We start from the raw sequence: 26,530 nt of genomic DNA on the forward strand, positions 1-26,530 counted from the left end.
GAGGCTCTTGACCGACCACGGAGACCCACATGATCAAGCTCGATGACATCCGCCGGCACGCGGCGGGCGGCGTGACGCGGGATGCCTTGGTCGACGGCCAGGTGCGGCTGACCTGGGGCCAGTTCGCGGAGACCGTGGAGCGGACGGCGGCCGGACTCACCGAGCACCTGCCCGCCGAGGGCCCGGTCCGCGCGGTCTTCCTCGCCGGCAACAGCTGGCAGCTCACCGTGGCGATGAGCGCCTGCGCGACGCTCGGAGTCTCCTGCACCGGGCTCGACCCGCAGAGCGGCGCCGAAGACCTGGGCCAGGTGCTCACCTGGCTGGAGCCCGCGGTCGTGTTCGTGACCTCGGAGCACCGGGCCACCCTCGACCGGCTGGTCTGGCCGAGCGGCCCGCAGGCCGTGCACGTCCTGCTGGACGGAGTCTCGGCCCCCGGGGGGGCGCCGGCCGCCCCCGGTCCGCACCAGGCCCTCAACTTCGACCTCCTGACCTCGGCCGAGGCCCTGCGCACCCTGCCCGCGCCCCGGCCGTACGAGTCCTTCGCGGTCAGCGCGCGCAGCGAAGGCCCGTCCCGGATCGCCGTGCGCCGCACCCCCTCCGAGGGCCGCCACCTCGTCGACCTCGTCGACGAGTTCGGCCTCAACCGGGACGACGTGCACCTGGCCTCCGCACCGCCGACCGAGTCCACGGCCCTCGCGCTGGCCCGCACGATGCTCGGCATCGGCGCCACCGTCGTCCTCGCGGACGGGGCAGGCCCCGAGAGCCTGAGCGCGCTGCTCGTCGCCGAGCGCGTGAGCACCGGCGTGATCACCCCGTCCTCCCTGCACGGCGTGCTCGGGCTGCCGGAGACCGCCGAGCCCTCGCCGCGCACCCGCCACCTGCGGTTCCTCCTCACCCCGGGCGCCCACCTGGGCCGATGGACCGTCAACACCGCCTGGGAGCGGCTCGGCCCGGTGCTGCACACCGCGCTCGGCAGCCCGGAGACCGGGCTGACCGCCGTCATGGGACCCGAGGAGCTGCTGGTCTCGCCGCCGCGCTCGGGCCACGCCACGCTCGGCACCAACGTCGCCGTCCTCGGCGAGGACGGGCAGCCGGTGGAGCAGGGCGAGACCGGGCGCCTGGCCTACGCCGGCCACCAGGTGATGGACGGGTACCTGGACGGCGAGACCCTGACGGCCGGCCTGGACCTCGGCTGGGGCGAGGAGCGCTTCCTGATCACCGACGAGGCCGGGCACATCGACGAGACCGGCCGGCTGCTGGTCACCGGGCGCGTCACCGAAGTGCCCGTGGTGGTCCGCGATTCGGCGGTCGACACCGAGCTGTTCCGGCTGGAGTCGGACCTGCTCAACCTGCCCTGCCTGCGCGACACCGCCGTCATGCGGGTCAGCAACGCGGTGCTGGGGGACGCGATCGTGGTGCCCTTCATCGCGGTCGCGGTCGGCCGGGAGGCCACCGGCTACCAGGCGCTCGGCGCGGCCTGCGCCCGCCGGGTCCCGTCGCTGCCCGCGCACGTCATCGCGGTCGACACCATCCCGTACAGCCCCACGGGCCGCATTCGCACGGGGGACCTGCTGGACGCCGTACTGCCCATCATCACTCTGAACCTGCAGCTTGAGCAGTCGATGCAACAGGAGATGTCCGCGTGAACCTGCCCTCCTTCGACGACCAGCCGTACGACGAGGAGCCGGTGGAGGACTTCGAGGCGGCCTTCTTCGCGCTCGAGCTCGAACTCCTCGACCTGCCCTGCGTCCAGGACATCGCCCTGATGCGCACCCGGCTGCCCGAGGTGGGCGAGACGCTGGTCGTGGCCTTCGTGCCCCTCGCCGAGGAGGACCAGGAGGCCGGCGGCCGGCAGGCCGCGCTGGCCGCCTGCGAGCGGCGGATGCCCTGGCGGCTCTCGCACGCGGTGGCTGTGGACGCGATCCCGCGCGCGGCCGACGGATCCGCGCGCACGGGCGTCCTGATCGACCGTCTGCTCCCGCAGATCGCAAGGGACCTCCTCTCCCCGATGGAGATGTCCGACTAGTCCACTCCGCAAGACCCGCTGTCAACCACTAAGCGGCGGCTGACCTGTGGCCATGCCCTTCCTGAGGGCATGGCCACAGGTATGTCCGCGGAAGGCCGAGGAGCGAACCGGGCAGATTCCCCTGCTGCAGTTATACCTGCACCGTGGTATGTTTCTTTCCTCCGGGGCTTGAGCCTCGCAGAAGGGAGCCCCTGCCGTGCAGTTCCAGCAGCTACGCTCGTTCCGCGAAGTGGCCGCCGAGATGAGTTTCACTCGCGCCGCCAGGAACCTCCACTACTCGCAGCCCAGCGTCACAGCCCACATCAAGAACCTCGAGGACTACATCGGGGCGCCGCTGTTCCATCGCGCAGGCGGCCGGGTCCAGCTCACCGAGGCGGGCATGCGACTGCTGCCGCACGCCGAGAAGATCATTCTGATCGCCGAGGCGGCCTGTATCGACGCCGCCTCGGCCGGGCGCACCCGTCCGGCCGCCTGACCGGCCGCCGGACCGGACCGGACCGGCCGCCCGACCGGCCGCCGGACACGTTCCCGCAATTTACTTTTCATACGGCCCGGCTGTGTATCCGAATTTCCTGGATCCACGCCGGGCCAGACCTTTTTCAGGGCATTCGGAATTCACTGTTCCGCAATATGTGAACAGTTTTCCGAGCCTTCTCCGGAATGACAACAGGCGTGCGTCGCCTACCCGTTGACAGGGTGTCAAGCACGTGATCGCGCCAGAGTTGGCGTAGATGGGCAATTGTTCGTGCGCGGCCCCGCAAGAGCTGATGGGAAGCCGAGCCTACGCTCGGGGCAATCGAACTGTGCGCCCGGCAGCGGTCGCGTGTATTACCCCTGGAGAGGACACCAAAATGGGTCAGGTCCCGATAGTGGATCAGTCGGCCGGCGAGGCTCCGAACGACCTCATGACGGGCGACTCCTACCTGGAGAGCCTGCGTGACGGTCGCCAGGTCTTCGTGGACGGCGAGCTCGTCAAGGACGTGACGACGCACCCGGCGTTCGCCAACGCCGCGAGGTCGACCGCGCACCTCTACGACGCGCTCCACCACCCGGACACCAAAGACCTGATGACGACGGTCGACCGGTACACGGGTTACCGCGTCCACCGCTTCTTCACTCCGGCGCACTCGCCCGAGGAGCTCATCAAGGCCCGTGACGCCATCGAGCACTGGGCCCGCCTGAGCTACGGCTTCATGAACCGCACGCCCGACTACAAGGCGTCGTTCATGGCCGGACTGGCCGTGACCCACGACTTCTACGAGCCCTTCGGCGACAACGCCCGCGCCTGGTACGAGAAGTACGCCCGCCAGGGCCTCTCGATCAGCCACGCGATCGTCAACCCGCCGGTCGACCGCAACAAGCCGGCGCACGAGATCCGCGACGTCTACCTGAAGGTCGTCGAGGAGCGCGAGGACGGCATCGTCGTCGAGGGCGCCAAGCTCATGGCCACCGCCTCGGCACTGAGCAACGTCGCCTTCGTCGGCCAGATCCACCTGGCCAACCTGGAAGCCGGCAAGGCCGAGGACATGGCGCTGGCCTTCATGGCGCCGCTGAACACCCCGGGCATGAAGGTCGTCTGCCGCACCTCGTACGAGGGCAAGGCCACCAGCCCGTTCGACAACCCGCTCTCCAGCCGGTTCGACGAGAACGACGCCGTGCTGGTCTTCGACAAGGCGTTCATCCCGTGGGAGAACGTGCTGATCTACCGGGACACCGAGAAGATCCACCAGTACTTCCCGCGCTCCGGCCTGCTCTCCCGCGGCTTCTTCCAGGGCGCGATCCGCATGTCGGTCAAGCTCGAGTTCATGGCGGGCATCCTCGACAAGGGCACCCGCATCAACGGCACGGACGGCTTCCGCGGCGTCCAGGCCGGCCTCGGCGAACTGCTGGCCTGGCGCCACCAGACCTGGGCCGTCACCAGCGCCATGGCCCTGGACCCGGAGGCCGGCCCGGCCGGCACCGTCCTGCCGCGCATGGACTACTCGGCCGGCTACCGCGCGCTCGCCCCGCTCAGCTGGGAGCGCACGCACCGCTTCTTCGAGGAGCACCTCGCGGGCGCGCTGCTGATGACCCCGTCCAGCGCCAAGGACCTGCAGAACCCCGAGCTGCGCCCGCTGCTCGACCGCTACTACCGCGGCACCGGCGCCACGGCCGAGGAGCGCACCAAGCTCTTCAAGCTGGCCTGGGACGCGATCGGCACCGAGTTCGGCGCCCGCCACGAGCTGTACGAGCTCAACTACGCCGGCGGCCCCGACCAGGTGCGGCTCGACACCCTGAACTGGTCCCGCGGCGCCGGTCTCCTCGACAACTACGGCGACCTCGTCCAGAGGGCCATGGACGACTACGACCTCGACGGCTGGACCCGCGGCCGCTGGGCCCAGGACAACTGACCCGTCAGCCCGCGTACGGACGGGTGCCCGCGGCCGAAGCGCCGCGCGCACCCGCCCGCGCCCAGCAGAGAGGCCCGGCCATGAACCACGACCTGCGCGATGTGATGCGCTCCTTCGCCACCGGGGTCTGCGTCGTCAGCACGTACACCGACGAAGACGGCGTGCGCACCCACAACGCGATCACCGTCAACTCGCTCACCTCCGTCTCACTGGAACCGCCGCTCATCTCCCTGAGCTTCCGCCACGACTCGGAGTTCTTCACGGAGCTGCTGCGCACCGGCGTCGTCGGGATCTCGATCCTCGGAGCCGAGGGCGAGTCCACCGCCCGCGCGTTCGCGCGCCGCCGGCCCGAGCGCGACCAGGCACTGACCGAGGTGCCCGGAGCTCCGGGCGAGGCCACCGGGACGCTCCTGTTCGAGGCGGCGGCCTGGATGGAGTGCAGCCTGCGCGACCACGTGGTGGCGGGTGACCACGTCATGGTCATCGGCGAAGTCCTCGCGATGGGCGCCCGTGAGACCACGACCCCCCTGATCTTCCTTCAGGGCGGATTCCACAGATTCGAACTGGAACAGGTGTGACGTGCGAGCGAAGAAGTTCCTGAGCTGGCGGGCGCTCCTCGGAGCGGCGCTGGCCATATCCGGTCTGACCCTGTTGATCTGGCCGACCATTCCGGCACAGGCGACGGGGTCGGGCCCGGAGGCGGCGGCCGCCTCCAGGGGATCGGTGAGCATCTGTCTGGTGACCGCGAACGCCCCGACCCGTGAGCGCGGCATCCAGGTCGCGCAGTGGGCGGCGCAGGTCCTGCTCGAGCAGACGCCGTCCTACCGCGGACCGTGCGCCTCGTACGGCACCCCCAGCGCGCTCGGCAACGGCACGGTGCGCACGTACGCGCAGATCTCCGGCAACAAGCCGCAGACCGTCGGCATCGTCTTCCCCAAGTCGATGCTGACCAACCTGCCGACCACCATGACGGACGGCAACCACTGCTACGACATGAACGGCAACGGCACCGTCGACCAGCACACCGAGTGCGTCGGCGGCCACGAGCGTCCCCTGGACCTGCCCGCGCAGCTGACCGCGCTGCCCGGCATGCCGCTCAAGTGGGCCCTGGTGAACTTCAACCCGATGGGTCACGGCCCCGAGCACATCTACGACATGGCGCACTTCGACTTCCACTTCTACACGCAGTCGAAGGCGGAGCGCGACGCGATCCGCAGCGGACCGTGCGGCCTGGCCATCAACTGCGACGACTTCGTGACGGCGACCAAGCCGATCCCCCCGCAGTACCTGCCGCAGGACTACGTGAACAACAACGTGGCCGAGGCGGCCATGGGCAACCACCTGATCGACCTGAACTCGCCCGAGTGGAGCTCCATCGCCTTCACCCAGACCTTCATCTACGGCGCCTACGACGCCAAGATCAGCTTCCTTGAGCCGATGATCACGAAGGCCTGGTTCGAGGGCATCGAGGCCGGGGTCAACCCGAGCCGCTGCTGGCCCATCAAGCAGCCGCAGCAGTGGCAGATCGGTGGCTGGTACCCGCAGGAGTACTGCATCGACTACCGCGCCAACCGCGGTGACTACACCGTCTCGATGAAGAACTTCAAGAACTCCGCCGCCTGAGCAAAGCGGCGAACCCCATCGGCTGACCGGCTCACCCCCGACGCACCGGGGGTGGCCGGCGGCCTCCACTGAATCCCCGGAGTAGGCGAGGAAGGGCCCCGTGATCGCGGACAGCAAGGCCGGCGCACGACGACCCAGCGCCTTCCACGAATTGATAGGTGACTGACACATGTCCCGTGGATTCTCGATCGGCATCGTCGGAGGAGGCGCGGCTGCAGTCTGCTTGATCGACGCGTTGTCCCGCACACGGAGCGAACCAGGCAGCCTCACGGTCTTCGAACCGTCACCGCACCTGTGGCGCGGTCGCGCCTACCAGGTCGACACCGAGACCCTCAAGGTCAACGCGACGCCCGACGACATGTCCGTGCGCGCCGGCGACCTCCAGCACTTCGAGAACTGGCTGGAGACACGGGACAAGGTCATCGGGGTCCGCACCGGAGTCGACAGGTGGTCCGGAAGCCGCTTCGCGCCCCGCACCGTCTACGGCGAGTACCTGGAGCAGACGGCGTACGCCGCGCTCGGTGAACTGCGCCGCCAGGGCTGGCGGGTCGACCTCGTGGGCGAGGGCGTCACCTCCGCCAGCCGCGCGGCCAACCGGGTGCTGCTGCGCACCGGCAACGGCCGCGCCCGCGCCTTCGACTACGCCATCCTGTGCGTCGGCGGCGACAGCCCCAAGGACGTCTACGGACTGGCCGGCACCGAGGGCTTCGTCGGGGACCCGTACCCGATCGTCAACAAGCTGGCGGACGTCGGCGAGAACGACCACGTCGCCGTCATCGGCAGCGGCCTCACCGCCATCGACATCATCCTGTCCCTGGCCGCCCAGGGCCACCAGGGCCGCATCAGCCTGATGTCCCGCCGCGGCGTCCTGCCGGGCGTACGGCAGAAGGCGGTCCCCTTCGAGCTGCGGCACTTCACCCCGCACCGGATGGAGGTCCTGGCGACGACCCACCCCGAGATCACCCTCGAGGACATCGCCACCATCATGCGGGCCGAGTTCCGCGACGTGGGCGCCGACCTCGACGCGGTGGTCTCCGAGATCATCCGCGTCGACCTGGAGGACCCGGTCGACCGGCTGCGCCGGCAGATCGAAGAGGTCGACTCCCCGCACATGGGCCTGCGGATCCTGCAGCGCGCCGTCCCCGAGACCGGACCCGACGTCTGGCCGATGCTGCGCGAGCAGGACAAGGTCCAGCTGCTGCGCGCCCACTACCGCACGATCATGAGCCTGTGCTGCCCCATGCCCCCGGGCAGCGCCGGAGTCCTCCTCGAACTCGTCGAGGCGGGCAAGCTCGACATCGTCGCCGGACTGCAGAACATCACCCCGAACCCCGAGGCGGGATTCGACGTCGTCACCGCCGAGGGACACGACTTCACGGCCGACCGCGTCGTCAGCGCCGTGAACGCCTCCGAGGGGCGCATCCCCACCAGCGCCGCGCCCCTGGTCACCTCGCTCATGCGCAGCCGGGTCGCCAGCCGGCACCCCCACGGCGGCCTGCACATAGCCCGGCCGACCAGCCAGCTGACGACCAACGGCAGACCCGACCCGCGCCTCTACGGGCTCGGCAACATCGCCGCCGGGTCGCTCTTCTTCACCTTCGGCATCCCTTCGCTGGTCGACCGCAGCCAGGACATCGTCGGCGCGATCCTGCAGCACGCCGAGACCGTCACCGCCGCGAGCCAGGAGACCGAGGACGTCCTGCTCACGGTGTAGCCACCGCCAGCCACCGCCACCGCCCGCACCCGTATCCGTATCCGTACCGCCACCCCTACCGGAAAACGATCCGGAGATGAGGACCCCCGAGCATGAGCGTCACCGAGACCGACCGGCCCGCCTACCTGGCAGACACCCACACCGGACTGCCCATTCCCAGCGAGCCGGTCTTCGCCACCCACGAGGAGACCCGGCGCCACCGCAAGCAGCGGCTCGCCGCCGCGCTGCGGCTGTTCGGCAAGTACGGCTTCGGTGAAGGCATCTCGGGCCACATCTCGGTCCGCGACCCGGAGCACGAGGACCGGTTCTGGGTGAACCCCTTCGGCGTCTCCTTCAACCTGGTCCGCGTCGCCGACCTCATCTGCGTGGACTCCGCGGGCAACGTCGTGGAGGGCAAGCACCGGGTCAACCCCAGCGCCTTCGTCATCCACTCGGCCATCCACGAGCTCTCGCCGGGAGCCACCGCGGCCGCACACGGCCACACCGCGCACTCCCGCGCGCTGGGCGCCCTGGGCCGGCTGCTGGACCCCATCGACCAGGAGTCCGCCGCCTTCTACAACCGCCAGGTCCTCTACGAGGAGTACGAGGGCCCCTCGGTCTCGGCCGAACTCGGCCGCGACATCGCGGAGAAGCTCGGCGACAACCGCGCGATCCTGCTGCGCCACCACGGCCTCATAACCGTCGGCGGATCGCTCGACGAGGCCGTGCACTGGTTCTTCACCTACGACAGCTGCGCCCAGGTGCAGCTGCTCGCCCGGGCGGCGGGCACGCCCAAGAGCTTCACCCATGAGCAGGCCGTGGCCGCGGGGGACGGCTTCGGCAACGAGCAGCTGGGCTGGTTCAGCTTCCAGCTGCTCTGGGACGAGATCATCCGCGAGCAGCCCGACTTCCTCGAAGAGGACTAGCCCGCGGACCCCGTCCCTCGCGACAACTCCCCGCGAGAAACACCCAAGTAGAAGAGGCACACCATGAACATCCTGCTTTTCGGAGCGAGCGGACACATCGGCAGCGCCATCGCCGGTGAGCTGCTCTCCCGTGGGCACTCGGTCACCGGCGTGACCCGCACCGGCGAGATCGCGGGCAACAGCCACGAGGGCCTGAACGTCGTCGCAGGCGACGCCACCAGCGCCGACACCGTGGCCGGACTGTCGGCGCAGGGCTACGACGCGGTGGCCTCGGCCGTCGGTCCCAAGCTCGGCGTCGACGACGACCACAAGATCATCGTCGGTGCGGCCAACGCGCTCATCGAGGGCCTGACCCGCAGCGGCGTACGCCGCGTCGTGGTCCTCGGGGGCGCCGGCAGCCTCGAGGTGGCCCCGGGCGTCAAGGTCATCGACAACCCGAACTTCCCGGCCGTCTGGAAGCAGAACGCGCTCGCCCAGAGCGAGGCGCTGGGCCTCTACCGCCAGGCCGACACCCTGGACTGGACGTTCATCTCCCCGGCCGCCCAGATCGAGCCCGGCGAGCGCACCGGCACCTACCGCGTGGGTGGTGACCAGCTCCTGGTGGACGCCGAAGGCCAGAGCCGCATCAGCATCGCGGACTACGCGGTCGCCTTCGCGGACGTACTGGAGCGCGGCGACGCGCTCCAGACCCGCATCACCGTCGCCTACTGATCCGCGTTCCCCGGAGGGGATCCGACCATGACTTCACCCGCCACACCGAAGGGCGCCGGGCTCGCCCGCTTCGCCATCATCCTCGGTGCGCTCACCGCCCTCGGACCGCTGGCCAACGACGCCTACCTGCCGGGTCTTCCGCAGATCGCCGAAGACCTGTCGACGAGCGCCTCCGCGGCCCAGCTCAGCCTCACGGCCTGCCTGCTGGGCCTCGGCATCGGCCAGCTCATCGCCGGCCCGGTCAGTGACGCGCTCGGCCGCCGCCGCCCGCTCATCGTCGGCCTCGCGCTGTTCGCGGTCACTGCGCTGCTCTGCGCCTTCGCCCCGAACATCTGGACCCTGGTCGGGCTGCGCGCGCTCCAGGGCCTGGGAGGCGCCACCGGCATCGTCATCGCGTCCGCCGTCGTGCGCGACCGGCACACCGGGCCCGCCGCGGCCCGGTTCTTCGCCATGCTGATGCTCATCACCGGCATCGCGCCGATCCTGGCCCCCGTCCTCGGCGGCCAGCTGATGCTGCTCACCTCCTGGAAGGGCATCTTCATCGCCCTCTCCGTCATCGGTGCCGCGATGCTCTTCGGCGTCGCGGGCGCCCTGCCGGAGACGCACCCCGCCGAACGGCGCGTGCGCGGCGGCCTCAAGGCCACCGTGCCGATCTTCCGCCGGCTGCTCACCGACCGGGTGTTCGTCGGCTACAACCTGGCCTGCGGCTTCGCGTTCGCCGCGATGTTCGCGTACATCTCCGGCTCGACCTTCGTGCTCCAGTCCATCCACGGGATGTCCCCGCAGGGCTTCAGCGCGGTCTTCGCGGTCAACGCCCTCGGCCTGGTCATCGCCGCCCAGGTCAGCGGCCGCGTCGTGCACAAGACCGGCCCGCGCGCCCTGCTCGCGACCGGTCTGACCGTCTCCGCGGTCGGCGGCCTCGCGCTGCTCGCCGTCGTCCTCACCGACGCCGGCCTGGCCCCGATGCTCGTCGCACTGTTCCTGGTCGTCTCCAGCGTCGGCCTCGTCCTGCCGAACTCCTTCGCGCTGGCCCTGCAGGACCACGGTGACGTGGCCGGCTCGGCCGCCGCACTGCTGGGCCTGTCCCAGCACCTGATCGGCGCGGCCGTCGTCCCCCTCGTCGGCCTCGCCGGCGAGGACAGCGCCGTCCCGATGGGCATCGTCATCGCCGTCCTCGGCGTCGGCGGGCTCATCTTCTTCAGCCTCACCAAGGGCCACCAGGCCGCCGGTGCCGAGACCGGGGCCCCGGAGTCCGCGGCCGTGCCCGCCGAGGTGCGCGAGCCGGTCTAACACCCGGCGAGAGCGGCTCGAGCAAACGGATTGCCCGCCGGGGGACCGTACGGCGACAGCGCCGTACGGTCCCCCGGCACCCCGGGCCGACACCCGGGCGGCGACAGGCCCACCCTCTTCCCTTTCCACCGAAACCGATCGAGGCACAGCCACCATGACCCTCGCCACGCACGCCACGGCCGTCGACTCCTGGCGGCTGCTGCCCGCCGCCCAGCAGCCGGTCTACCCCGACCCGGTCGCCCTGCGCTCCGCGCTCGACGACCTCGCCTCCTACCCGCCCCTGGTCTTCGCCGGGGAGTGCGACCGCCTGCGCGAGCGCATCGCCGACGTCGCCCGCGGAGAGGCCTTCATCCTCCAGGGCGGCGACTGCGCCGAGACCTTCGACGCCGTCAGCTCCGACCAGGTCCGCGACAAGGTCCAGACCCTGCTCCAGATGGCCGCCGTCCTCACCTACGCGAGCTCCGTGCCCGTGGTGAAGATCGGCCGGATCGCGGGCCAGTACTCCAAGCCCCGCTCCAAGCCCACCGAGGTCCAGGGCGGCGTCGAACTGCCCGTCTACCGGGGCGACTCCGTCAACGGCCTCGCCTTCACCCCCGAGTCCCGCACCCCCGACCCCGAGCGGCTCAAGCGGATGTACCACTCCTCCGCCGCCACCTTGAACCTCGTACGGGCCTTCACCACCGGCGGCTACGCCGACCTGCGCCAGGTCCACGAGTGGAACCGCGACTTCGTCGCCGCCTCCCCGGTCGGCGAGCGCTACGAGCGCCTCGCCGGCGACATCGACGACGCGCTCACCTTCCTCGCCGCCTGCGGCGCCGACCCGGCCGCCGTCCACTCCTCCGAGATCTTCGCCAGCCACGAGGCGCTGCTCCTGGACTACGAGGCCGCGCTGACCCGCACCGACGCCCGCACCGGCGAGCAGTACGACGTCTCCGGTCACATGATCTGGATCGGCGAGCGCACCCGCCAACTGGACGGCGCACACGTCGAGTTCGCCTCCAAGGTACGCAACCCCATCGGCGTCAAGCTCGGCCCCACCACCTCCGCCGAAGAGGCCCTGCGCCTCATCGACAAGCTCGACCCCCAGCGCGAGCCCGGCCGCCTCACCTTCATCACGCGCATGGGCGCCCGCAACATCCGCGAGATCCTGCCCGAGCTCGTCGCGAAGGTCACCGCCGAGGGCGCGCGCCCCGCGTGGATCTGCGACCCGATGCACGGCAACACCTTCGAGGCGCCCAGCGGCCACAAGACCCGCCACTTCGACGACGTGCTCGACGAGGTCACCGGCTTCTTCGAGGTGCACCGCACGCTCGGCACCCACCCCGGCGGCATCCACATCGAGCTGACCGGCGACGACGTCACCGAGTGCGTCGGCGGCGGCGCCGAGGTCCGCCTCACCGACCTCGGTCAGCGCTACGAGTCCTCCTGCGACCCGCGCCTGAACCGCAAGCAGTCCCTCGACCTGGCCTTCCAGGTCGCCGAGCTGTACCGGGACCGCGACGCTTCCGGCGCCTCCCGCCGCGAAGCCGTACCCGCCGCCGCCTGATCCCGCGCGACCGATCGACGTACCGTCCTCAGCCAAGGGAGAAGACCATGTCCGTGCGTGCCCTGCGCGGTGCCATCCAGCTGGAAGTCGACGAGCGGGTCCACCTGCTGGACGGGGTCCGGACGCTGTTCCAGGAGATGCTCGCCGCCAACGGGCTCGACCAGGACGACCTGGTCAGCGTGCTCTTCACGGCGACCCCGGACCTGGTCAGCGAGTTCCCGGCGGTCGCCGCCCGCGAACTGGGCGTGACCGACGTGCCGCTGATGTGTGCGCAGGAACTGGACATCGCCGGGTCCCTGCCCCGCGTGGTCCGGATCCTCGCGTACGCCGAGACGGAACTGTCCAAGCCCGAGATCAAGCACGTCTACCTCGGTGGCGCGGCAACCCTGCGCAGGGACCTCGCCGCAGCCGGAGAACCGAGATGATCCGCTCCGCCGCGGTGGTGGGGACCGGCCTCATCGGAACCTCCATCGCGCTGGCCCTCTCCCGGCGCGGGGTAGCCGTCCACCTCATCGACGAGAACGAGTCGGCCGCCCGCACCGCCGCCTCGCTCGGCGCCGGCACCCTCGGCGCCCCGAAGCACACCGTCGACCTGGCCGTACTGGCCGTCCCGCCGGCCCACGTCGGCACGGTCCTCGCCGCCCAGCAGAAGCTGGGCCTCGCCCGCTCCTACACCGACGTCGCCAGCGTCAAGACCGAACCCGAGATCGGGGTCCTGGCCGCCGGCGCCGACCCCGTCACCTTCATCGGCGGACATCCCATGGCCGGTCGGGAGCGCTCCGGCCCGCTCGCCGCCTGCGCCACCCTCTTCGAGGGCCGCTCCTGGGTCCTGACCCCCACGCCGGAGACCGGCCGTGAAGCGCTCAACATGGCACTGATGATGGTGTCCCTGTGCGGGGCGGTGCCCGTCGTGATGGACAGCGACGTGCACGACCGGGCCGTGGCCCGCGTCTCGCACACCCCGCACGTCGTCGCCTCGCTGATGGCCGCCCGCCTCCAGCACCTCCCCGAAGACGCCTGCCGCCTCGCCGGCCAGGGACTGCGCGACGTGACCCGGATCGCCGGGGGAGACCCCCGGCTGTGGAGCGACATCCTGGAGTCCAACGCCACCGCGGTGGCCGACGTGCTCACCGAACTCGCCGAGGACCTCCAGGTCACCGTGACCGCCCTGCGGGGCCTGGCCACCGACAACGCCGACGAACGGGCCCAGGGCACCACGCTCCTGGCCGACCTGCTCGGCCGCGGCATCAGCGGCCGCGACCGCATCCCCGGAAAGCACGGGCACCCCGTACCCGCGTGCGCGCCGGTCCGCGTACTGATCGGCGACCAGCCCGGCGAACTCGCCCGGCTGCTCGCGAGCGCCGCCGAACTCGGCGTCAACATCGAGGACATGACCATCGACCACTCGCCCGGCGACGAGAGCGGACTGGTCGAGCTGATGGTCGCCCGCGGCACCGCCGTCAGCATGGCCCAGCGCCTGATGAGCGCCGGCTGGAGGGTCCAGCGCATGGGCCCGATCGAGGCCCCACCGGCCCCACCGGTCGCGGTCGGCGTCTAGTGCTGTGACCGGAAAGGTTCACCGGGTCGCGGCGCCCGGCACGGCACCTCGCCGCGTTGTCGGACCACCGAAGTACGTCCAGTACAAGCGGCGGCCCTCCGCCTTGCGATGCACCGCACCGGACACCGCGACCCGGCAAACCTTCCCGGCCACAGCACTAGGCGGGGCCGGTGGCGGGGGCGGCCGTACCCTGGAGGCATGAGCGACGCCCCCGCCACCGAACCGCAGGACCCGAAGCCCAGGCCGAAGCCGAGGCTGGTCTTCGACGACCCGCTGGACCAGCAGTCCTCGGACGACACCGACCGGGGCTGGGGCGAGCGGCCGCCCGCCGGCGGAAGCGCGGCCGACCTGGCCCGCTTCCTCGACGAGAAGCCGCCGCACCACGTCTGAGCCGACGCCCCGGCAGCGGCCGGGCGACCGGCCGCTGCCGGCGGACCGGCTAGAGCCGGGGGCCGGGGGCGCCGTAGGACGGGGCGCCGCCACCCGTGCCGCGCTGGGCGACCAGCTCGTCGCGGATCTCCTTGAGGACCTCCAGCTCGGTGATCTCCATCGTCTCCTGGACGCCTTCCTTGGCCTTGCGGCGCGCTTCCTGCCGGGCGAGGTACTTCGACATCGGCAGCACCATGAGGAAGTACACGACCGCCGCGGTGATCAGGAAGGTCAGCGCGGAGTTGAGCACCGAGCCCCAGAGGAGCTCCACGCCCGTCGGCTTGCCGTCCGCGCCGATCCCGCAGGGATCCTTGATGCAGCTCTTGTAGGCATCCAGACTCTGCGTGCCGGCGAGCCCGATCACCGGGCTGATCAGGCCCTTCACGACCGAGTTCACGATGTTCGTGAACGCGGCGCCGATGACCACGGCCACCGCCAGGTCGACCACGTTGCCGCGCATCAGGAAGGTCTTGAAACCCGCCAGCACGCTCACCTTCTTCTTCTCGCTCACCACTGAGCCTTTCTTCGCATCTGCCGAACATGGAGCCAACGGTTCCGAAAGCTACGGCAGTCCGGGCCCGGCGTGTCCAATCGACCCCCGTCTCACGGTGACTTGACCGTACGTCTGCACGAATCAACACAGCGTCACCGCCAGTCGGGACACGGCGCCCGCCCCCACGAGAGAGCGCGCGGTTTCCCGGGGCACGGACAGGACGACCAGGGCCCCGCCGTCCCCAACGCCCTTGTCCGGATCGGGTACTTCGGAGACCCGGGCCCCGGCCGCCACCACCCGCGGCGGCTCGCCGCGCTCCGCCGCGACGACATCGACCCGGTCGCCGGGGCGCAGCAGCCGCACCGTCGCCGCGTCGGCGATGCGCACCGGAGCCGACACCAGCCGCACCGCCGCCGCGGGCGGCGGCTTCGCGGAGGGCGGCGCGGAACCCCGAGAGGCCTGGGCCTCCGTGCCGCCCACCGCCAGCACGGCCGCCGCCACGGCCAGCCCGGCCGCGGCGCCGCGCCGCCGGCGCCGCACGGCCCTGCGCAGCCGGTCCCCGCCCCGGCCCACGCGAAGCGGGGGGAAGTGGGGAACGGGGCGCGCGGGCGGGCACGTGGCGGCGGCCGTGCTGGCGGCGTGGGCTGGGAGATGTGTATAAGAGCCACCCCCCTCGGCCGAGCCCGACCCCGGCCCCGGGCGGGCCGACCAGCCGTCGGCCTGGCTGCGCCGCCTGCGCGGGTTCGGCTACGCGCCGCCCGCCGACCCGGCGAAGCGGCCGTCGGACGTGCGCACCCGGCTTGTGCCCCCGTACGCGAAGCCGTCCGGGCAGCTCTGGGCTCAGCTGGGGGTCGCGCCGGCCGCGGCGGAGAACTGGCAGCGGGTGCTGGCGTGGGCCGGGCCGCTGCTGGTGGCGCTGGTCGCCGGGGTGCTGCGGTTCGCCCACCTGGGCACCCCGAAGGCGGTGATATTCGACGAGACGTACTACGCGAAGGACGCGTGGGCCACGATCCGCCAGGGGTACGAGGCGAGCTGGCCCAAGGACATCGACAAGTCGGTCCTCGCCAACCCGAACGGGGTCTCCCTCCCCCTGGACCCGGGCTACGTCGTGCACCCGCCGATCGGCAAATGGGTGATCGGCCTGGGCGAGTGGATGTTCGGCTTCGATCCCTTCGGCTGGCGCTTCATGACCGCGCTGCTCGGGACCCTGTCGGTCCTGATGCTGTGCCGGATCGGCCGCCGGCTGTTCCGCTCCACGTTCCTGGGCTGCCTGGCGGGCACGCTGCTGGCCGTGGACGGCCTGCACCTGGTGATGAGCCGCACCGCGCTGCTCGACCTGGTGCTGATGTTCTTCGTGCTGGGCGCCTTCGGCGCGCTGGTGGTCGACCGGGACAAGGCGCGGGCCCGGCTCGCGGCGGCGCTCCCGGTGGACGGGGACGGGCGGACCCGTCCGGACGCGCGGATCGCGGAGACGCTGGGCCTGGGCTGGCGGCCGTACCGGCTCCTGGCCGGGGTGTGCCTGGGCCTGGCCTTCGGCACGAAGTGGAACGGCCTGATCGTGCTGGCCTTCTTCGGCGTCCTGACCGTGCTGTGGGACGCGGCCGCGCGCCGCACCGCCGGCGCGGGCTCCCCGTACGCGGCGATGCTGCGCCGGGACGCGCTGCCGGCCTTCCTGTCGACCGTGCCGGTGGCGGTCTCGGTCTACGTGGCCTCGTGGCTCGGCTGGATCCTGTCCCCCGACAACGGCAAGGGCGGGTACTTCCGGGACTGGGCCGCCAAGAACGACCAGCACAGCTCGCTGTCGTTCCTGCCGGAGTGGCTGCGGAGCATGTGGCACTACGAGACGGAGGTCTACAAGTTCCACGTGGGCCTGACCTCGGGCCACACCTACGAGTCGAACCCGTGGAGCTGGCTGGTCCTGGGCCGTCCCGTCTCCTTCTTCTACGAGTCTCCGTCGCCCGGCACCGACGGCTGCCCGGCGACGGAGACGGCCAAGTGCGCGCGCGAGGTGCTGGCGCTGGGCACCCCGCTGCTGTGGTGGACGGGCTGCTTCGCGCTGCTGTACGTGCTGTGGCGGTGGTTCTTCCGCCGCGACTGGCGGGCGGGCGCGATCGCGTGCGCGCTGGGCGCGGGCCTGCTGCCCTGGTTCAACTACCAGGAGCGGACCATCTTCTTCTTCTACGCGGTGGTCTTCGTCCCGTACCTGTGCCTGGCGGTGGCCATGATGATCGGCGCCCTGCTGGGCCCGGCCGGCTCCTCGGAACGCCGCCGCGCCCTGGGCTCGGTGGCGGCGGGCGTCCTGGTGCTCCTGATCGTCTGGAACTTCATCTATTTCTGGCCGATCTACACGGGCCAGTCCATCCCGATGGACTCGTGGAGAAACCGCATGTGGCTGGACACCTGGGTCTAGGGGCCGGGCCGCCGGGCGGCCCGGCGCCCACGAACGGGGCATGTTCCGGTCCGGTAACAAGGCCGTCTCCCGTGCGTCCGTTCGACGTAGGGTCTGCATCAAGGGCCCTTTGAACGCGTTCAGCGGTCGGGGAAGGGGCCGTCGTACGGGGGACGGGGACTGTGGAGTGAACGGGGCTGCCAAGGGCGCCATCATCGGCGGGGTGTTCCTCGCGATGCTGGGCGGAGCCGGGTACGGGGTGTACGCGCTGGTGGGGGACGCCGGCGCGAGCGAGAGCAAGAGCGCGTCCGGACCGTCGGCGCCGGCCAAGGGCACGGGGCCGGTCAGCGACAAGGACGCGGCGCGGACCGCCGCGGCCTTCCTGGCCGCGTGGGCGTCGGGGGACGCCCGGGCCGCCGCCGACCTGACGAACAACCCTGCGGCCGCGCAGGCCGCCGTCGGGGACTACAAGAGCGCGGCGGGCGTGGCCAAGGCCGTGATCACCCCCGGTGCGCAGACCGGGGCCACGGTGACGTACTCCGTCGCCGCCGAGGTGACGCTCGCGGGGGTCACCAAGCCGCTGGCCTACGAGTCCAAGCTCACCGTGGTGCGCGGCAACACCACCGGACTGCCGCTGGTCGACTGGCAGCCCTCGGTGATCCACCCGGAGCTCCAGAAGGGCGACCGGCTGCGCGGGGGCACCCCGGACAACCCGCCGGTCAAGGCCGTGGACCGCAACGGCAAGGAGCTGACGGCCGAGAAGTACCCCTCGCTGCGCGCGGTGCTCGACAAGCTGCGCGCGACGTACGGGGAGAAGCTGGGCGGCACGAGCGGCACCGAGCTGTGGATCCAGCCGGACAGCGCGGACGCCCCCAAGCGGAGCCTGCTGACGCTGGCCGAGGGCACCCCGGGGCGGATCGAGACCGTGCTGGACGCCGATGTGCAGGAGGCGGCCGAGAAGGCGGTCCTGAAGTTCCCGCAGGCCTCGGTCGTCGCCGTGCAGCCCAGCACCGGAAACGTCCTGGCCCTCGCCGACCACCGCGGGGACGGCTTCCCCGCGTCCATCAGCGGTGCCCGCGCACCGGGCTCCACGATGAAGATCGTGACCGCCGCGATGCTGCTGGACCGGGGCCTGGTGTCGGCGGACAAGGTCGCCGAGTGCCCGGCCGACGTGTCGTGGGAAGGCCGGACCTTCAAGAACCTGAAGGGCTTCAAGCTCGACAACGAGCCCTTCTCCACGAGCTTCGCGCAGTCCTGCAACACCGCCTTCATCAAGCAGATCAAGCCGGTCAACGACATCGGCGCGCTGCCGAAGGAGGCCCGCGAGGTCTTCGGCATCGGCGTCGAGTGGAAGGTCGGCGTGCCCACCGTCGACGGGAAGGTCCCGCCGGCCACCGGGCCGTCGGCGGCCGCCGCGTACATCGGGCAGGGCGAGGTCCAGATGAACCCGCTGACCATGGCCTCGATCACGGCGACGGCCCGGACCGGGGTGTTCCGCCAGCCGGTCGTCGTCAAGTCCTCGCTGGACGGGCGCACGCTCGCGAAGGCCACCCGGTCGATGAAGCCGTCGGTGACGGCGCAACTGGTGCGGATGATGAAGCTGACGGCGACCGAGGGGACGGCCCGGGGTGCGATGGCCTCGGTCGGCGGCTCCGACAAGGGCGCGAAGACCGGCTCGGCGGAGGTCGACGGCGCGCAGAACCCGGACAGCTGGTTCACCGGCTTCAGCGGTGACGTCGCGGCCGCCGCGATGGTCGAGGGCGGCGGCCACGGCGTCGACGCGGCGGGCCCGATCGTGGCGGCGGTGCTGAACGCGGGCTGAGCCCCGCCCGGGTCAGCTCCCGTCAGCGCGCCGTCAGCACCCGGTCAGCGCGCCCGTCAGCGCCCCGGTCAGCGCTCCCGTACGTCGGCCAGGTCGGCGCCCGCGTGGGCGATCAGCTCGCGCGGGGCCATCGGGAACACCGTGTGCGGGGTCCCGGCGGCCGCCCAGACCACCTCGTGGACGAGCAGGGAGCGGTCCGCCAGGACGCGGGTGCGGGTGCGGTGGCCGAAGGGCGGGACCCCGCCGATGGCGTAGCCCGTGGTCTCGCGGACCAGCGCCGCGTCGGCCCGGGTCACGGCGCCGGCGTCCAGTTCCCGGCGCACCGCCTCGACGTCGACCCGCGAGGCCCCGTCCATGAGCACGAGGACGGGCACCCCGTCGGCCGCGAAGATCAGTGACTTCACGATCTGGCTGAGCTCGCACCCGATGGCGGCGGCCGCGTCGGCGGCGGTCCGCGTCCCGTCGGGGAAGCTCCGTACGTCCGGCGCCAGGCCCAGGGAGGCGAGGGCTTCGGCGAAGAGGGGATGTGCGGTGGTCGTCATACGGGCACGCTAACGCGGGACCCCGTACCGGACACCGGATTTCCCCGGGGCGGAACCCGCCCCCGGTCACAGCACTAGAGCGCCGAGCGGACCGCCCGGACCAGGGCCTGGGCCCGGGGGTCGGCCGTGACCGACTTGGCCAGGGCGTTCGTGACGTAGCCGAAGCCGATGCCCGCCTCCGGGTCCGCGAAGGCCAGCGAGCCGCCGCGGCCCGGGTGGCCGAAGGAGGCCGGGGACAGCAGCGGGGAGGCCGGGCCGTGCAGCATGTGGCCCGGGCCGAAGCGGGTGTTGACCACCAGCACCCGGTCCGGGCCGGCGGACAGTTCGCGGCCCGCCAGGGCGGTGGTGTCCGGCGCGAACAGCCGCGCGCCGTCCTGCGTGTCGGACAGCAGCGCGGCGTAGAGGCCCGCCAGGGCGCGCGCCGTGCCGATGCCCGCCGACGCGGGCAGCTCGGCCGCGCGGTACTCGGGGGCGTTCTCGTCCGGCAGCGGATCGATCGCCGCGAAGGCCCGGCGGGTCAGGGACCCGGGGTCCGCGTAGGCCTCCGAAACGTTCCTGCGCGGCCTGAGCTTCAGCGCTCCCGCCGACTGCGGCGCCTCCACCGGCGCGACCCGGCCCACCCGCGGGGCCTCCCCGTCCGGCAGGCCGATCCAGAAGTCCAGCCCCAGCGGCCCGGTCACCTCGCGCGCCAGCCACTGCCCCAGCGACTCCCCCGTCACGCGCAGCACCAGCTCCGACAGCAGCCAGCTGAAGGTCTGCGCGTGGTAGCCGTGCGCACTGCCCGGCTCCCAGAAGGCCCGCTGCCCGGCGACCGCCCGCGCGCCCGAGTGCCCGTCCACCGCCTGCGCCGGGGTCAGCCCCCGGTCCAGCGCCGGCACCCCGGCACGGTGCGCGAGCAGGTCCCGCACGAGCGCCCGCTCCTTGCCGCCCGCCTTGAACTCCGGCCAGTAGGAGGACACCGGCGCGTCCAGGTCCAGCAGTCCGCGCTGGTGCAGCAGCAGTGGGACCACCGCCGCGACGCCCTTGGTCGCCGAACGCACCACCTGCGCGGTGCCGGCGGTCCACGGCCCGGTGCCGTCCGCGTCCTTCGTACCGGCCCACAGGTCCACGACCCGCCGCCCGTCGCGGTAGACGGCCACGGCCGCGCCGCGGTCGCCGAGCGCCTCGAAGTTGCGTACGAAGGCCTCGCGGACGGCCTCGTAGCCCTCCGCCACCTCACCCTGGATGTTGACGTTCACGGGCGGTCCAACAACCCGCGGTCCGCGCTTATGCCACCGCCGCCTGTGCCGCCTACGCCTACGCCTACGCCACCGACACAGAACGCGGGTCGAAGCCGAAGGGCAGCTCCAGCCGGTGTGCCCGCATCAGCTTCTCGTCGCACAGCACGTCCTGGGTGCGCCCGTCCGCCACGATGGTCCCCTCGCTGAGGATCACCGCGCGCGGGCAGAGCTCCAGCGCGTACGGCAGGTCGTGGGTCACCATCAGCACCGTGACGTCCAGCGAGCGCAGGATGTCCGCGAGCTCCCGCCGCGAGGCCGGGTCCAGGTTGGAGGACGGCTCGTCGAGCACGAGGATCTCGGGGCGCATGGCCAGCACGGTCGCCACCGCGACCCGGCGGCGCTGCCCGAAGGACAGGTGGTGCGGAGGCCGGTCCGCGAAGGCGGCCATCCCGACCTGCTCCAGCGCCTCGCGCACCCGCTGCTCCAGCTCGGCTCCGCGCATTCCGGCGGCGGCCGGGCCGAAGGCCACGTCCTCCCGCACGGTCGGCATGAAGAGCTGGTCGTCGGGGTCCTGGAAGACGATGCCGACCCGACGGCGGACCTCGGCGAGGTTGCGCTTCTCCACGGGCAGCCCGGCCACGGCCACGGTGCCGACGCCGCCGGTCAGGATGCCGTTGAGGTGCAGCACCAGGGTGGTCTTGCCGGCGCCGTTGGGGCCGAGCAGCGCCACCCGCTCCCCGTGCCCGACGGTCAGGTCGACCCCGAAGAGGGCCTGGTGGCCGTCGGGGTAGGCGTAGGCGAGGCCGGAGACCTCCAGGGAGGCCGGCACCTTCAAAGCGTCCATCTGATTCTCCTCACGGTATTGATTCCACTACGATGGGTCACCTGCACCAGCAGCGGTCAGGGCTTGGCCGTCATGCGCCTCCTCGGAGGCAAGTGAGAAGCCGCCCCAGGCGGAGGAGTCACCCGATCAGACAGACGGCTGTCAGCATGACGGCCAGTGCTGTCAAAGGGAGCGCAGAGGCGCGCGCCCACTCTGTGGGCGTGGCCGCGACTTCGTCGATCACCGGCATCGAGCCCGCGTAGCCGCGGCTGACCATCGCGAGGTAGACCCGCTCGCCGCGCTCGTAGGACCGGATGAACAGGGCGCCGGCCGTTTTGGCGAGGACGCCCCAGTGCCGGATGCCGCGCGCCTCGAAACCGCGGGAGCGGCGGGCGATGGACATCCGGCGCAGCTCGTCGCTGATCACGTCGCCGTACCGGATCATGAAGGAGGCGATCTGCACGAGCAGCGGCGGCAGCTTGAGCCGCTGCAGGCCCAGCAGCAGGGCCCGCAGTTCGGTGGTGGAGGCGAGGAGTACGGAAGCGGCCACGCCCAGGGTGCCCTTGGCCAGCACGTTCCAGGCGCCCCAGAGGCCGGAGACGCTCAGCGACATGCCGAGGAACTCCACCCGCTCGCCCTCGGCCACGAAGGGCATCAGGACGGCGAAGGCGACGAAGGGCACCTCGATCAGCAGCCGGCGCAGCAGGAAGCCGGCCGGGATCCGGGCCACGGCGGCCGCCGCCGCGAGGAGGACGGCGTAGAGCCCGAAGGCCCACACGGCCTCGCGCGGTGTGGACACGACGACGATCACGAAGGCGAAGGTCGCGGCGAGCTTGCAGTGCGGCGGCAGGCCGTGGACCGGCGAGTGCCCGTGCCGGTAGAGCTTGTGGGCGTGGCCCGCACCCATGTCAGGCCGTCGGTACGGCCGTGGAGGCGGCCGTGAGGTCGGCGCTGCGGCGGCGGCGGACGGTCCAGAAGACGCCGGTGCCCACGGCGACGGTCGCGCCGACGCCGATCATGCCGGCGAGGCCGCCGGAGAGTCGGGCGTCGGAGACGTCCTTGACGCCGTAGTCGGCGAGCGGGGAGTCGGCGACGGCGTGCTCCGTGACCTTCTGGTCGATGCCCTTGTCGGCGGCGACCTTCTCCAGGCCGTCGGGGCTGGCGGAGGCGTAGTAGGAGACGAAGCCGGCCAGCACGAGGGCGGTGACCAGGCCGGTGATCCACACGGGCTTCGTGGAGCGGGCGGCGAGGGCCGCCGGGGCCGCGGGCGCCGGGGCCGCCGGGGCGTCGACGAGCTCGCCGCCGACGCGCAGCTTCAGCGGGGCGGACAGGCCGCGGGCGCCGTGCACGAGGTCGGGGCGGACGGCGATCACGGCGCCGACGGTGGCGGCGGTGATCAGGGCCTCGCCGATGCCGATGAGGACGTGGACTCCCACCATGGCGCCGAACACCTTGGCCAGTGGGACGTCCGTGGTGCCGCCGAGGGCGAAGAGGAGGGTGAAGAAGGCGGCCGCGGCGGGCACCGAGAGCAGGGCTCCGGCGAAGGCGGCGACGGTGACCGAGCGGCGGCTGTCGGGCAGCAGCTTGACCAGCCCGCGGAAGACGGCGTAGGCGACGACCACGGTGACGACGCCCATGGTGACGATGTTGACGCCGAGGGCGGTCAGGCCGCCGTCGGCGAACAGCAGGCCCTGCATGAGCAGGACGACGGACACGCAGAGCACCCCGGTGTAGGGGCCGACGAGGATCGCGGCGAGCGCGCCGCCCAGCAGGTGGCCGCTGGTGCCGGCGGCGACCGGGAAGTTCAGCATCTGGACGGCGAAGATGAAGGCGGCGACGAGGCCGGCGAGCGGCGCGGTGCGCTCGTCGAGCTCCCGGCGGGCGCCACGGAGGCTGACCGCCACGGCTCCGGCGGCGGCGACACCTGCGGCGATGGAGACGGGGGCATCGATGAAGCCGTCGGGCACATGCATGGTTTTGCTCCGCTTCCTGCGGTCCGTTGAACTGACAAAGTCTTTAACCGTTTAAGAATAGTGCCCAATTGCAAACGGTTGGCAAGAGCGTCAGCGTCACAAATAGACCCGCGCGGATTCGTGGGAATGTGCGAGGCTGGGGGCAATACGGACGCATATGTTCCGATTCGAGGAGTCTTGTCGATGTCAGCCACCGCCGAGAATCCACCCGCCGGCCCGACCGCCACGGCCGCCGGCGGGTCCACCGCCACGGCGACCGCGCCCTTCGTCGAGGAGCGGGTGCGCGCCCGCGTGATCACCGATGACCCGCTCTACCGGACCATTCCGGTTTCCCTGCGCTTCGTCCCCACCGAGCCCCTGGCCGTCCGGATCGTCTTCCCGGCGGACCTCTCCCCCGAGGGCACGGACAACGAGTGGGTCCTGCCCCGCGCCCTCCTGGAGGCCGGCCTCCAGGCGCCGACCGGGACCGGAGACGTGCGCGTCTGGCCCTGCGGGCGCGTCCAGGCCGTCGTCGAGTTCCACTCCCCCGAGGGTGTCGCGGTGGTCCAGTTCGACATCGCCGCGCTGCGCCGCTTCCTGCGCCGGGCGTACGCGCCCTCGCCCGCCGCCACCCGTTAGGCGGAGCCCCGGCCGTCCGCCCGAAACGGAGACGGGACCGGAGACGGAACCGGAAACGGAACCGGGACCGGAAACGGGACCGGCCCCGCACCGGTGAGGTGCGGGGCCGGTCCTTCGTTCGGACGCTCAGACGTTGACCAGCTCGCGGTCCTTGTCCGGGCCTTCGGAGCCGTCGGAGCCGTCGGCGCCGTCGGCGGACTCGCCGAGGTGCTTGCGCAGGCTCTCGCCCTCCACGTCCACGTTCGGCAGGATCCGGTCGAGCCACTTCGGCAGCCACCAGGCCTTGTGGCCGAGCAGCGCGAGGACGGCCGGGACGATGGTCATCCGGACGACGAAGGCGTCGAAGAAGACCGCGATGGCCAGGCCGAAGCCGATCATCTTGACCATCTGCTCGGTGGCGCCCATGAAGCCCGAGAACACCGCGATCATGATGACGGCCGCGGCCACGACCACCCGGGCGCTGTACTGGAAGCCGGTCACGACGGCCTGGCCCGGCCGCTCGCCGTGGACGTACGCCTCACGCATGCGGGTGACCAGGAAGACCTCGTAGTCCATGGCCAGGCCGAAGACGACGCCCACCATGAAGATCGGCATCATCGACATGATCGGACCGGTCTGCTCCACCCCGAAGAGCGAGCCGAGCCAGCCCCACTGGAAGACCGCGACGACGGCGCCGAGGGCGGCGACCACCGAGAGCAGGAAGCCGAGGGCCGCCTTGAGCGGGACCAGGATCGAGCGGAAGACGAGCATCAGGAGCAGGAAGGCGAGGCCGACGACGAGGGCCAGGTAGGGCAGCAGCGCGTCGTTCATCTTCTGCGAGAAGTCGATGTTCATCGCGGTGGCGCCGGTGACGAGGACCTCGTCCCCGCTGCCGTCGCGGATCTCGTGGACCAGCGCCTCGGTCTGCTCGGAGGACGGGCGGTCCTTCGGGACGACCGTGATGACGGCGGCGTCGCCCTCCTTGTTGAGCGCGGGCGGGGTGACCGCGGCCACGCCCTCCAGGCCCTTGATCCGCTCGGCGGTCTGGTCCGCGAGCGCCTTGTCGCCGTCCACGACGACCATCAGCGGGCCGTTGAAGCCCGGGCCGAAGCCCTCGGACAGCAGGTCGTACGCCTGGCGCTGCGTGGTGGACACCGGCTGGGAGCCGTCGTCCGGCAGGCCCATCTCCAGCTTGCCGGCCGGGATGGCCACGGCGCCGAGGCCGATGACCGCGACCAGCAGCACCATGACCGGGCGGCGCAGGATGAAGCGGGCCCAGCGGGTGCCGCCGTTGGGCTTCTGCTCGGCGCCCTCGGCGACCGGCTTGCCCTTGCCGAACAGCTTGGACTTCGCGCCCGCCGGCAGCACCTTCTTGCCGGCGAACCCGAGGAGCGCGGGGACCAGCGTCAGGGCGACGAGGACGGCGATGACCACGGTGCCGGCCGCGGCGGCGCCCATCTTGGTGAGCATGGGGATGTTGACGACGGCCAGGCCCACGAGGGCGATGACCACGGTCAGACCGGCGAAGACGACGGCGGAGCCGGCGGTTCCGACGGCCCGGCCCGCGGCCTCCTCGCGCTCGCGGCCCTCGGCGAGCTCCGAGCGGTAGCGGGAGACGATGAAGAGCGCGTAGTCGATGCCGACCGCGAGGCCGATCATCATCGCGAGGGTGGAGGTGGTGGAGCCCAGGTCCAGCACGTTGGCGAGCGCGGTGATGGAGGAGATGCCGATGCCGACGCCGATCAGCGCGGTCAGCAGCGGCAGCCCGGCCGCGATCAGCGAGCCGAAGGTGATGACCAGGACGACCGCGGCGATGGCGATGCCGATGATCTCGCCGGAACCGGTCTCGGGGGTCGCCATCAGGGCGTCGCCGCCGATCTGGACGTTCAGGCCGGAGGCCTTCGCCTCGATGCCGGATTCCTTGAGGGCCTCACGCGTCGGGTCCGTCAGCTCCATGGAGCTGACCTTGTACTTGACGCTGATGTAGGCGGTGGAGCCGTCCTGGCTCACGGCCTGCGCCTCGAAGGGGTTCGCGACCGAGGCGATCTGGTCCCGGCCGACTCCGTCCTTCAGCTCGGAGACCATCTTCTCGACCTGCGGCTTGACCGCGGCCGAGTCGACCTTCTCGCCCGCCGGGGCCTTGATCACGATGCGGGCGGTGGCGCCGTCGGCGGCCATCCCCGGGAAGCGCTGGTCCAGCAGGTCGAAGGCCTTCTGGGCCTCCGTGCCGGGTATGGAGAACGAGCCTGAGGTGGGTGCGGACGCGGAAGCCGCGCCGAAGCCTGCGACGAAGAGCAGCGCCACCCAGAGGAGGGCGACGAATCGACGGCGCCGGAAGGCACCCCTGCCGAGTCGGTAAAGGAAGGTGGCCACGTCGGTGGTTCTCCCGTTCGGGTCGTGGGATGGAATCAGGGCATGGAATGCCGGTCCGACGACGAGAGCGGCGTGTCAGGAGCAGCAGGAATCGAGCTCGGGCGCG

Annotated in this window: 25 protein-coding genes; 17 read left to right on the plus strand and 8 right to left on the minus strand. The window is 71.6% G+C overall.

Going from position 1 to position 26,530, the window contains the following annotated elements; all coding sequences use genetic code 11:
* Positions 1-29 precede the first annotated feature (29 nt).
* From DRB96_RS10900 to DRB96_RS10965, 14 genes are all read left to right on the plus strand, one after another.
* Entirely contained in the window at positions 30-1,646 is a 1,617-nt protein-coding gene (locus DRB96_RS10900) for a class I adenylate-forming enzyme family protein (protein WP_112448255.1), read from the plus strand.
* The gene (locus DRB96_RS10905) at positions 1,643-2,026 is read left to right on the plus strand and encodes a hypothetical protein (RefSeq protein WP_112448256.1); all 384 of its coding nucleotides are present in this window, start codon (positions 1,643-1,645) and stop codon (positions 2,024-2,026) included. Before DRB96_RS10900 ends, DRB96_RS10905 begins: the two co-directional genes overlap by 4 nt.
* A 196-nt stretch (positions 2,027-2,222) precedes the next feature.
* Positions 2,223-2,501, plus strand: a complete 279-nt coding sequence (locus DRB96_RS10910) for a LysR family transcriptional regulator (protein WP_112448257.1) — start codon at positions 2,223-2,225, stop codon at positions 2,499-2,501.
* 394 nt (positions 2,502-2,895) lie between these two features.
* Entirely contained in the window at positions 2,896-4,416 is a 1,521-nt protein-coding gene (locus DRB96_RS10915; protein ID WP_239516313.1) for a 4-hydroxyphenylacetate 3-hydroxylase family protein, read from the plus strand.
* 80 nt (positions 4,417-4,496) lie between these two features.
* Positions 4,497-4,994: a flavin reductase family protein gene (locus DRB96_RS10920; RefSeq protein ID WP_112448259.1), complete on the plus strand. Its 498-nt coding sequence runs from the start codon at positions 4,497-4,499 to the stop codon at positions 4,992-4,994.
* Position 4,995: 1 nt separating this feature from the next.
* Positions 4,996-6,039, plus strand: a complete 1,044-nt coding sequence (locus DRB96_RS10925; RefSeq protein WP_112448260.1) for a hypothetical protein — start codon at positions 4,996-4,998, stop codon at positions 6,037-6,039.
* 169 nt (positions 6,040-6,208) lie between these two features.
* Positions 6,209-7,753 (plus strand): FAD/NAD(P)-binding protein, encoded by a 1,545-nt coding sequence (locus DRB96_RS10930; protein WP_112448261.1) that lies wholly within the window; start codon positions 6,209-6,211, stop codon positions 7,751-7,753.
* Between the two features lie 92 nt (positions 7,754-7,845).
* A complete protein-coding gene (locus tag DRB96_RS10935) occupies positions 7,846-8,658 on the plus strand; it encodes a class II aldolase/adducin family protein (RefSeq protein WP_112448262.1) in 813 nt (270 codons plus the stop codon).
* A 63-nt stretch (positions 8,659-8,721) separates the two neighbouring features.
* Positions 8,722-9,369 (plus strand): NAD(P)H-binding protein, encoded by a 648-nt coding sequence (locus DRB96_RS10940; protein ID WP_112448263.1) that lies wholly within the window; start codon positions 8,722-8,724, stop codon positions 9,367-9,369.
* Between the two features lie 27 nt (positions 9,370-9,396).
* Entirely contained in the window at positions 9,397-10,659 is a 1,263-nt protein-coding gene (locus DRB96_RS10945; RefSeq protein ID WP_112448264.1) for a multidrug effflux MFS transporter, read from the plus strand.
* A 154-nt stretch (positions 10,660-10,813) separates the two neighbouring features.
* Complete coding sequence (locus DRB96_RS10950) at positions 10,814-12,205, plus strand: 3-deoxy-7-phosphoheptulonate synthase class II (RefSeq protein ID WP_112448265.1); 1,392 nt, start codon at positions 10,814-10,816, stop codon at positions 12,203-12,205.
* A gap of 47 nt (positions 12,206-12,252) precedes the next feature.
* Positions 12,253-12,630 carry a chorismate mutase gene (gene aroH, locus DRB96_RS10955; RefSeq protein WP_112448266.1) on the plus strand — a complete coding sequence of 126 codons (378 nt, stop codon included), beginning with the start codon at positions 12,253-12,255 and terminating at the stop codon, positions 12,628-12,630.
* Entirely contained in the window at positions 12,627-13,763 is a 1,137-nt protein-coding gene (locus DRB96_RS10960; RefSeq protein ID WP_343234512.1) for a prephenate dehydrogenase, read from the plus strand. Before aroH ends, DRB96_RS10960 begins: the two co-directional genes overlap by 4 nt.
* Before the next feature lie 198 nt (positions 13,764-13,961).
* Positions 13,962-14,153: a hypothetical protein gene (locus DRB96_RS10965; RefSeq protein ID WP_112448267.1), complete on the plus strand. Its 192-nt coding sequence runs from the start codon at positions 13,962-13,964 to the stop codon at positions 14,151-14,153.
* A 49-nt stretch (positions 14,154-14,202) separates the two neighbouring features.
* Here DRB96_RS10965 and mscL read toward each other — a convergent pair whose 3' ends face one another.
* Together mscL and DRB96_RS10975 are read right to left on the minus strand one after the other, a co-directional pair.
* Entirely contained in the window at positions 14,203-14,706 is a 504-nt protein-coding gene (mscL, locus tag DRB96_RS10970; protein WP_112448268.1) for a large conductance mechanosensitive channel protein MscL, read from the minus strand.
* 120 nt (positions 14,707-14,826) lie between these two features.
* Positions 14,827-15,258, minus strand: coding sequence for a hypothetical protein (locus tag DRB96_RS10975; RefSeq protein WP_112448269.1), 432 nt, complete (start codon positions 15,256-15,258; stop codon positions 14,827-14,829).
* Between the two features lie 160 nt (positions 15,259-15,418).
* On the opposite strand from DRB96_RS10975, the gene DRB96_RS10980 reads away from it, so the two are divergent.
* Both DRB96_RS10980 and DRB96_RS10985 read left to right on the plus strand, forming a co-directional pair.
* Positions 15,419-17,095, plus strand: a complete 1,677-nt coding sequence (locus DRB96_RS10980; protein ID WP_239516770.1) for a phospholipid carrier-dependent glycosyltransferase — start codon at positions 15,419-15,421, stop codon at positions 17,093-17,095.
* Positions 17,096-17,261: 166 nt separating this feature from the next.
* Complete coding sequence (locus DRB96_RS10985; RefSeq protein WP_112448271.1) at positions 17,262-18,896, plus strand: penicillin-binding transpeptidase domain-containing protein; 1,635 nt, start codon at positions 17,262-17,264, stop codon at positions 18,894-18,896.
* Positions 18,897-18,964: 68 nt separating this feature from the next.
* Here DRB96_RS10985 and DRB96_RS10990 read toward each other — a convergent pair whose 3' ends face one another.
* From DRB96_RS10990 to DRB96_RS11010, 5 genes are all read right to left on the minus strand, one after another.
* Positions 18,965-19,438 (minus strand): YbaK/EbsC family protein, encoded by a 474-nt coding sequence (locus tag DRB96_RS10990; RefSeq protein WP_112448272.1) that lies wholly within the window; start codon positions 19,436-19,438, stop codon positions 18,965-18,967.
* Positions 19,439-19,512: 74 nt separating this feature from the next.
* On the minus strand, positions 19,513-20,676 hold the full coding sequence (locus tag DRB96_RS10995) for a serine hydrolase domain-containing protein (protein WP_112448273.1): 1,164 nt from the start codon (positions 20,674-20,676) through the stop codon (positions 19,513-19,515).
* Positions 20,677-20,740: 64 nt separating this feature from the next.
* Positions 20,741-21,502 (minus strand): ABC transporter ATP-binding protein, encoded by a 762-nt coding sequence (locus DRB96_RS11000; protein ID WP_112448274.1) that lies wholly within the window; start codon positions 21,500-21,502, stop codon positions 20,741-20,743.
* A 118-nt stretch (positions 21,503-21,620) separates the two neighbouring features.
* Complete coding sequence (cbiQ, locus tag DRB96_RS11005; RefSeq protein WP_112448275.1) at positions 21,621-22,388, minus strand: cobalt ECF transporter T component CbiQ; 768 nt, start codon at positions 22,386-22,388, stop codon at positions 21,621-21,623.
* A 1-nt stretch (position 22,389) separates the two neighbouring features.
* Complete coding sequence (locus DRB96_RS11010) at positions 22,390-23,454, minus strand: energy-coupling factor ABC transporter permease (RefSeq protein ID WP_112448276.1); 1,065 nt, start codon at positions 23,452-23,454, stop codon at positions 22,390-22,392.
* Between the two features lie 183 nt (positions 23,455-23,637).
* On the opposite strand from DRB96_RS11010, the gene DRB96_RS11015 reads away from it, so the two are divergent.
* Complete coding sequence (locus DRB96_RS11015; RefSeq protein WP_112448277.1) at positions 23,638-24,072, plus strand: SsgA family sporulation/cell division regulator; 435 nt, start codon at positions 23,638-23,640, stop codon at positions 24,070-24,072.
* 126 nt (positions 24,073-24,198) lie between these two features.
* Here the strand turns inward: DRB96_RS11015 and DRB96_RS11020 are convergent, their stop codons facing one another.
* Positions 24,199-26,424: an MMPL family transporter gene (locus DRB96_RS11020; protein WP_112448278.1), complete on the minus strand. Its 2,226-nt coding sequence runs from the start codon at positions 26,422-26,424 to the stop codon at positions 24,199-24,201.
* Positions 26,425-26,530: the final 106 nt, after the last annotated feature.

Origin of the sequence: Streptomyces sp. ICC1, from assembly GCF_003287935.1 — a bacterium.
Taxonomy (GTDB): Bacteria; Actinomycetota; Actinomycetes; order Streptomycetales; family Streptomycetaceae; genus Streptomyces; species Streptomyces tritrimontium.

Coding starts and splice junctions, on each gene's coding strand:
- DRB96_RS10960 (WP_343234512.1), top strand. CDS start 12,627: ATGATCCGCTCCGCCGCGGTGGTGGGGACCGGCCTCATCGGAACCTCC.
- DRB96_RS10900 (WP_112448255.1), top strand. CDS start 30: ATGATCAAGCTCGATGACATCCGCCGGCACGCGGCGGGCGGCGTGACG.
- DRB96_RS10935 (WP_112448262.1), top strand. CDS start 7,846: ATGAGCGTCACCGAGACCGACCGGCCCGCCTACCTGGCAGACACCCAC.
- DRB96_RS10930 (WP_112448261.1), top strand. CDS start 6,209: ATGTCCCGTGGATTCTCGATCGGCATCGTCGGAGGAGGCGCGGCTGCA.
- cbiQ (WP_112448275.1), bottom strand. CDS start 22,388: ATGGGTGCGGGCCACGCCCACAAGCTCTACCGGCACGGGCACTCGCCG.
- DRB96_RS10965 (WP_112448267.1), top strand. CDS start 13,962: ATGAGCGACGCCCCCGCCACCGAACCGCAGGACCCGAAGCCCAGGCCG.
- DRB96_RS10990 (WP_112448272.1), bottom strand. CDS start 19,438: ATGACGACCACCGCACATCCCCTCTTCGCCGAAGCCCTCGCCTCCCTG.
- aroH (WP_112448266.1), top strand. CDS start 12,253: ATGTCCGTGCGTGCCCTGCGCGGTGCCATCCAGCTGGAAGTCGACGAG.
- DRB96_RS10920 (WP_112448259.1), top strand. CDS start 4,497: ATGAACCACGACCTGCGCGATGTGATGCGCTCCTTCGCCACCGGGGTC.
- DRB96_RS11015 (WP_112448277.1), top strand. CDS start 23,638: ATGTCAGCCACCGCCGAGAATCCACCCGCCGGCCCGACCGCCACGGCC.
- DRB96_RS11000 (WP_112448274.1), bottom strand. CDS start 21,502: ATGGACGCTTTGAAGGTGCCGGCCTCCCTGGAGGTCTCCGGCCTCGCC.
- DRB96_RS10945 (WP_112448264.1), top strand. CDS start 9,397: ATGACTTCACCCGCCACACCGAAGGGCGCCGGGCTCGCCCGCTTCGCC.
- DRB96_RS11010 (WP_112448276.1), bottom strand. CDS start 23,454: ATGCATGTGCCCGACGGCTTCATCGATGCCCCCGTCTCCATCGCCGCA.
- DRB96_RS10940 (WP_112448263.1), top strand. CDS start 8,722: ATGAACATCCTGCTTTTCGGAGCGAGCGGACACATCGGCAGCGCCATC.
- DRB96_RS10950 (WP_112448265.1), top strand. CDS start 10,814: ATGACCCTCGCCACGCACGCCACGGCCGTCGACTCCTGGCGGCTGCTG.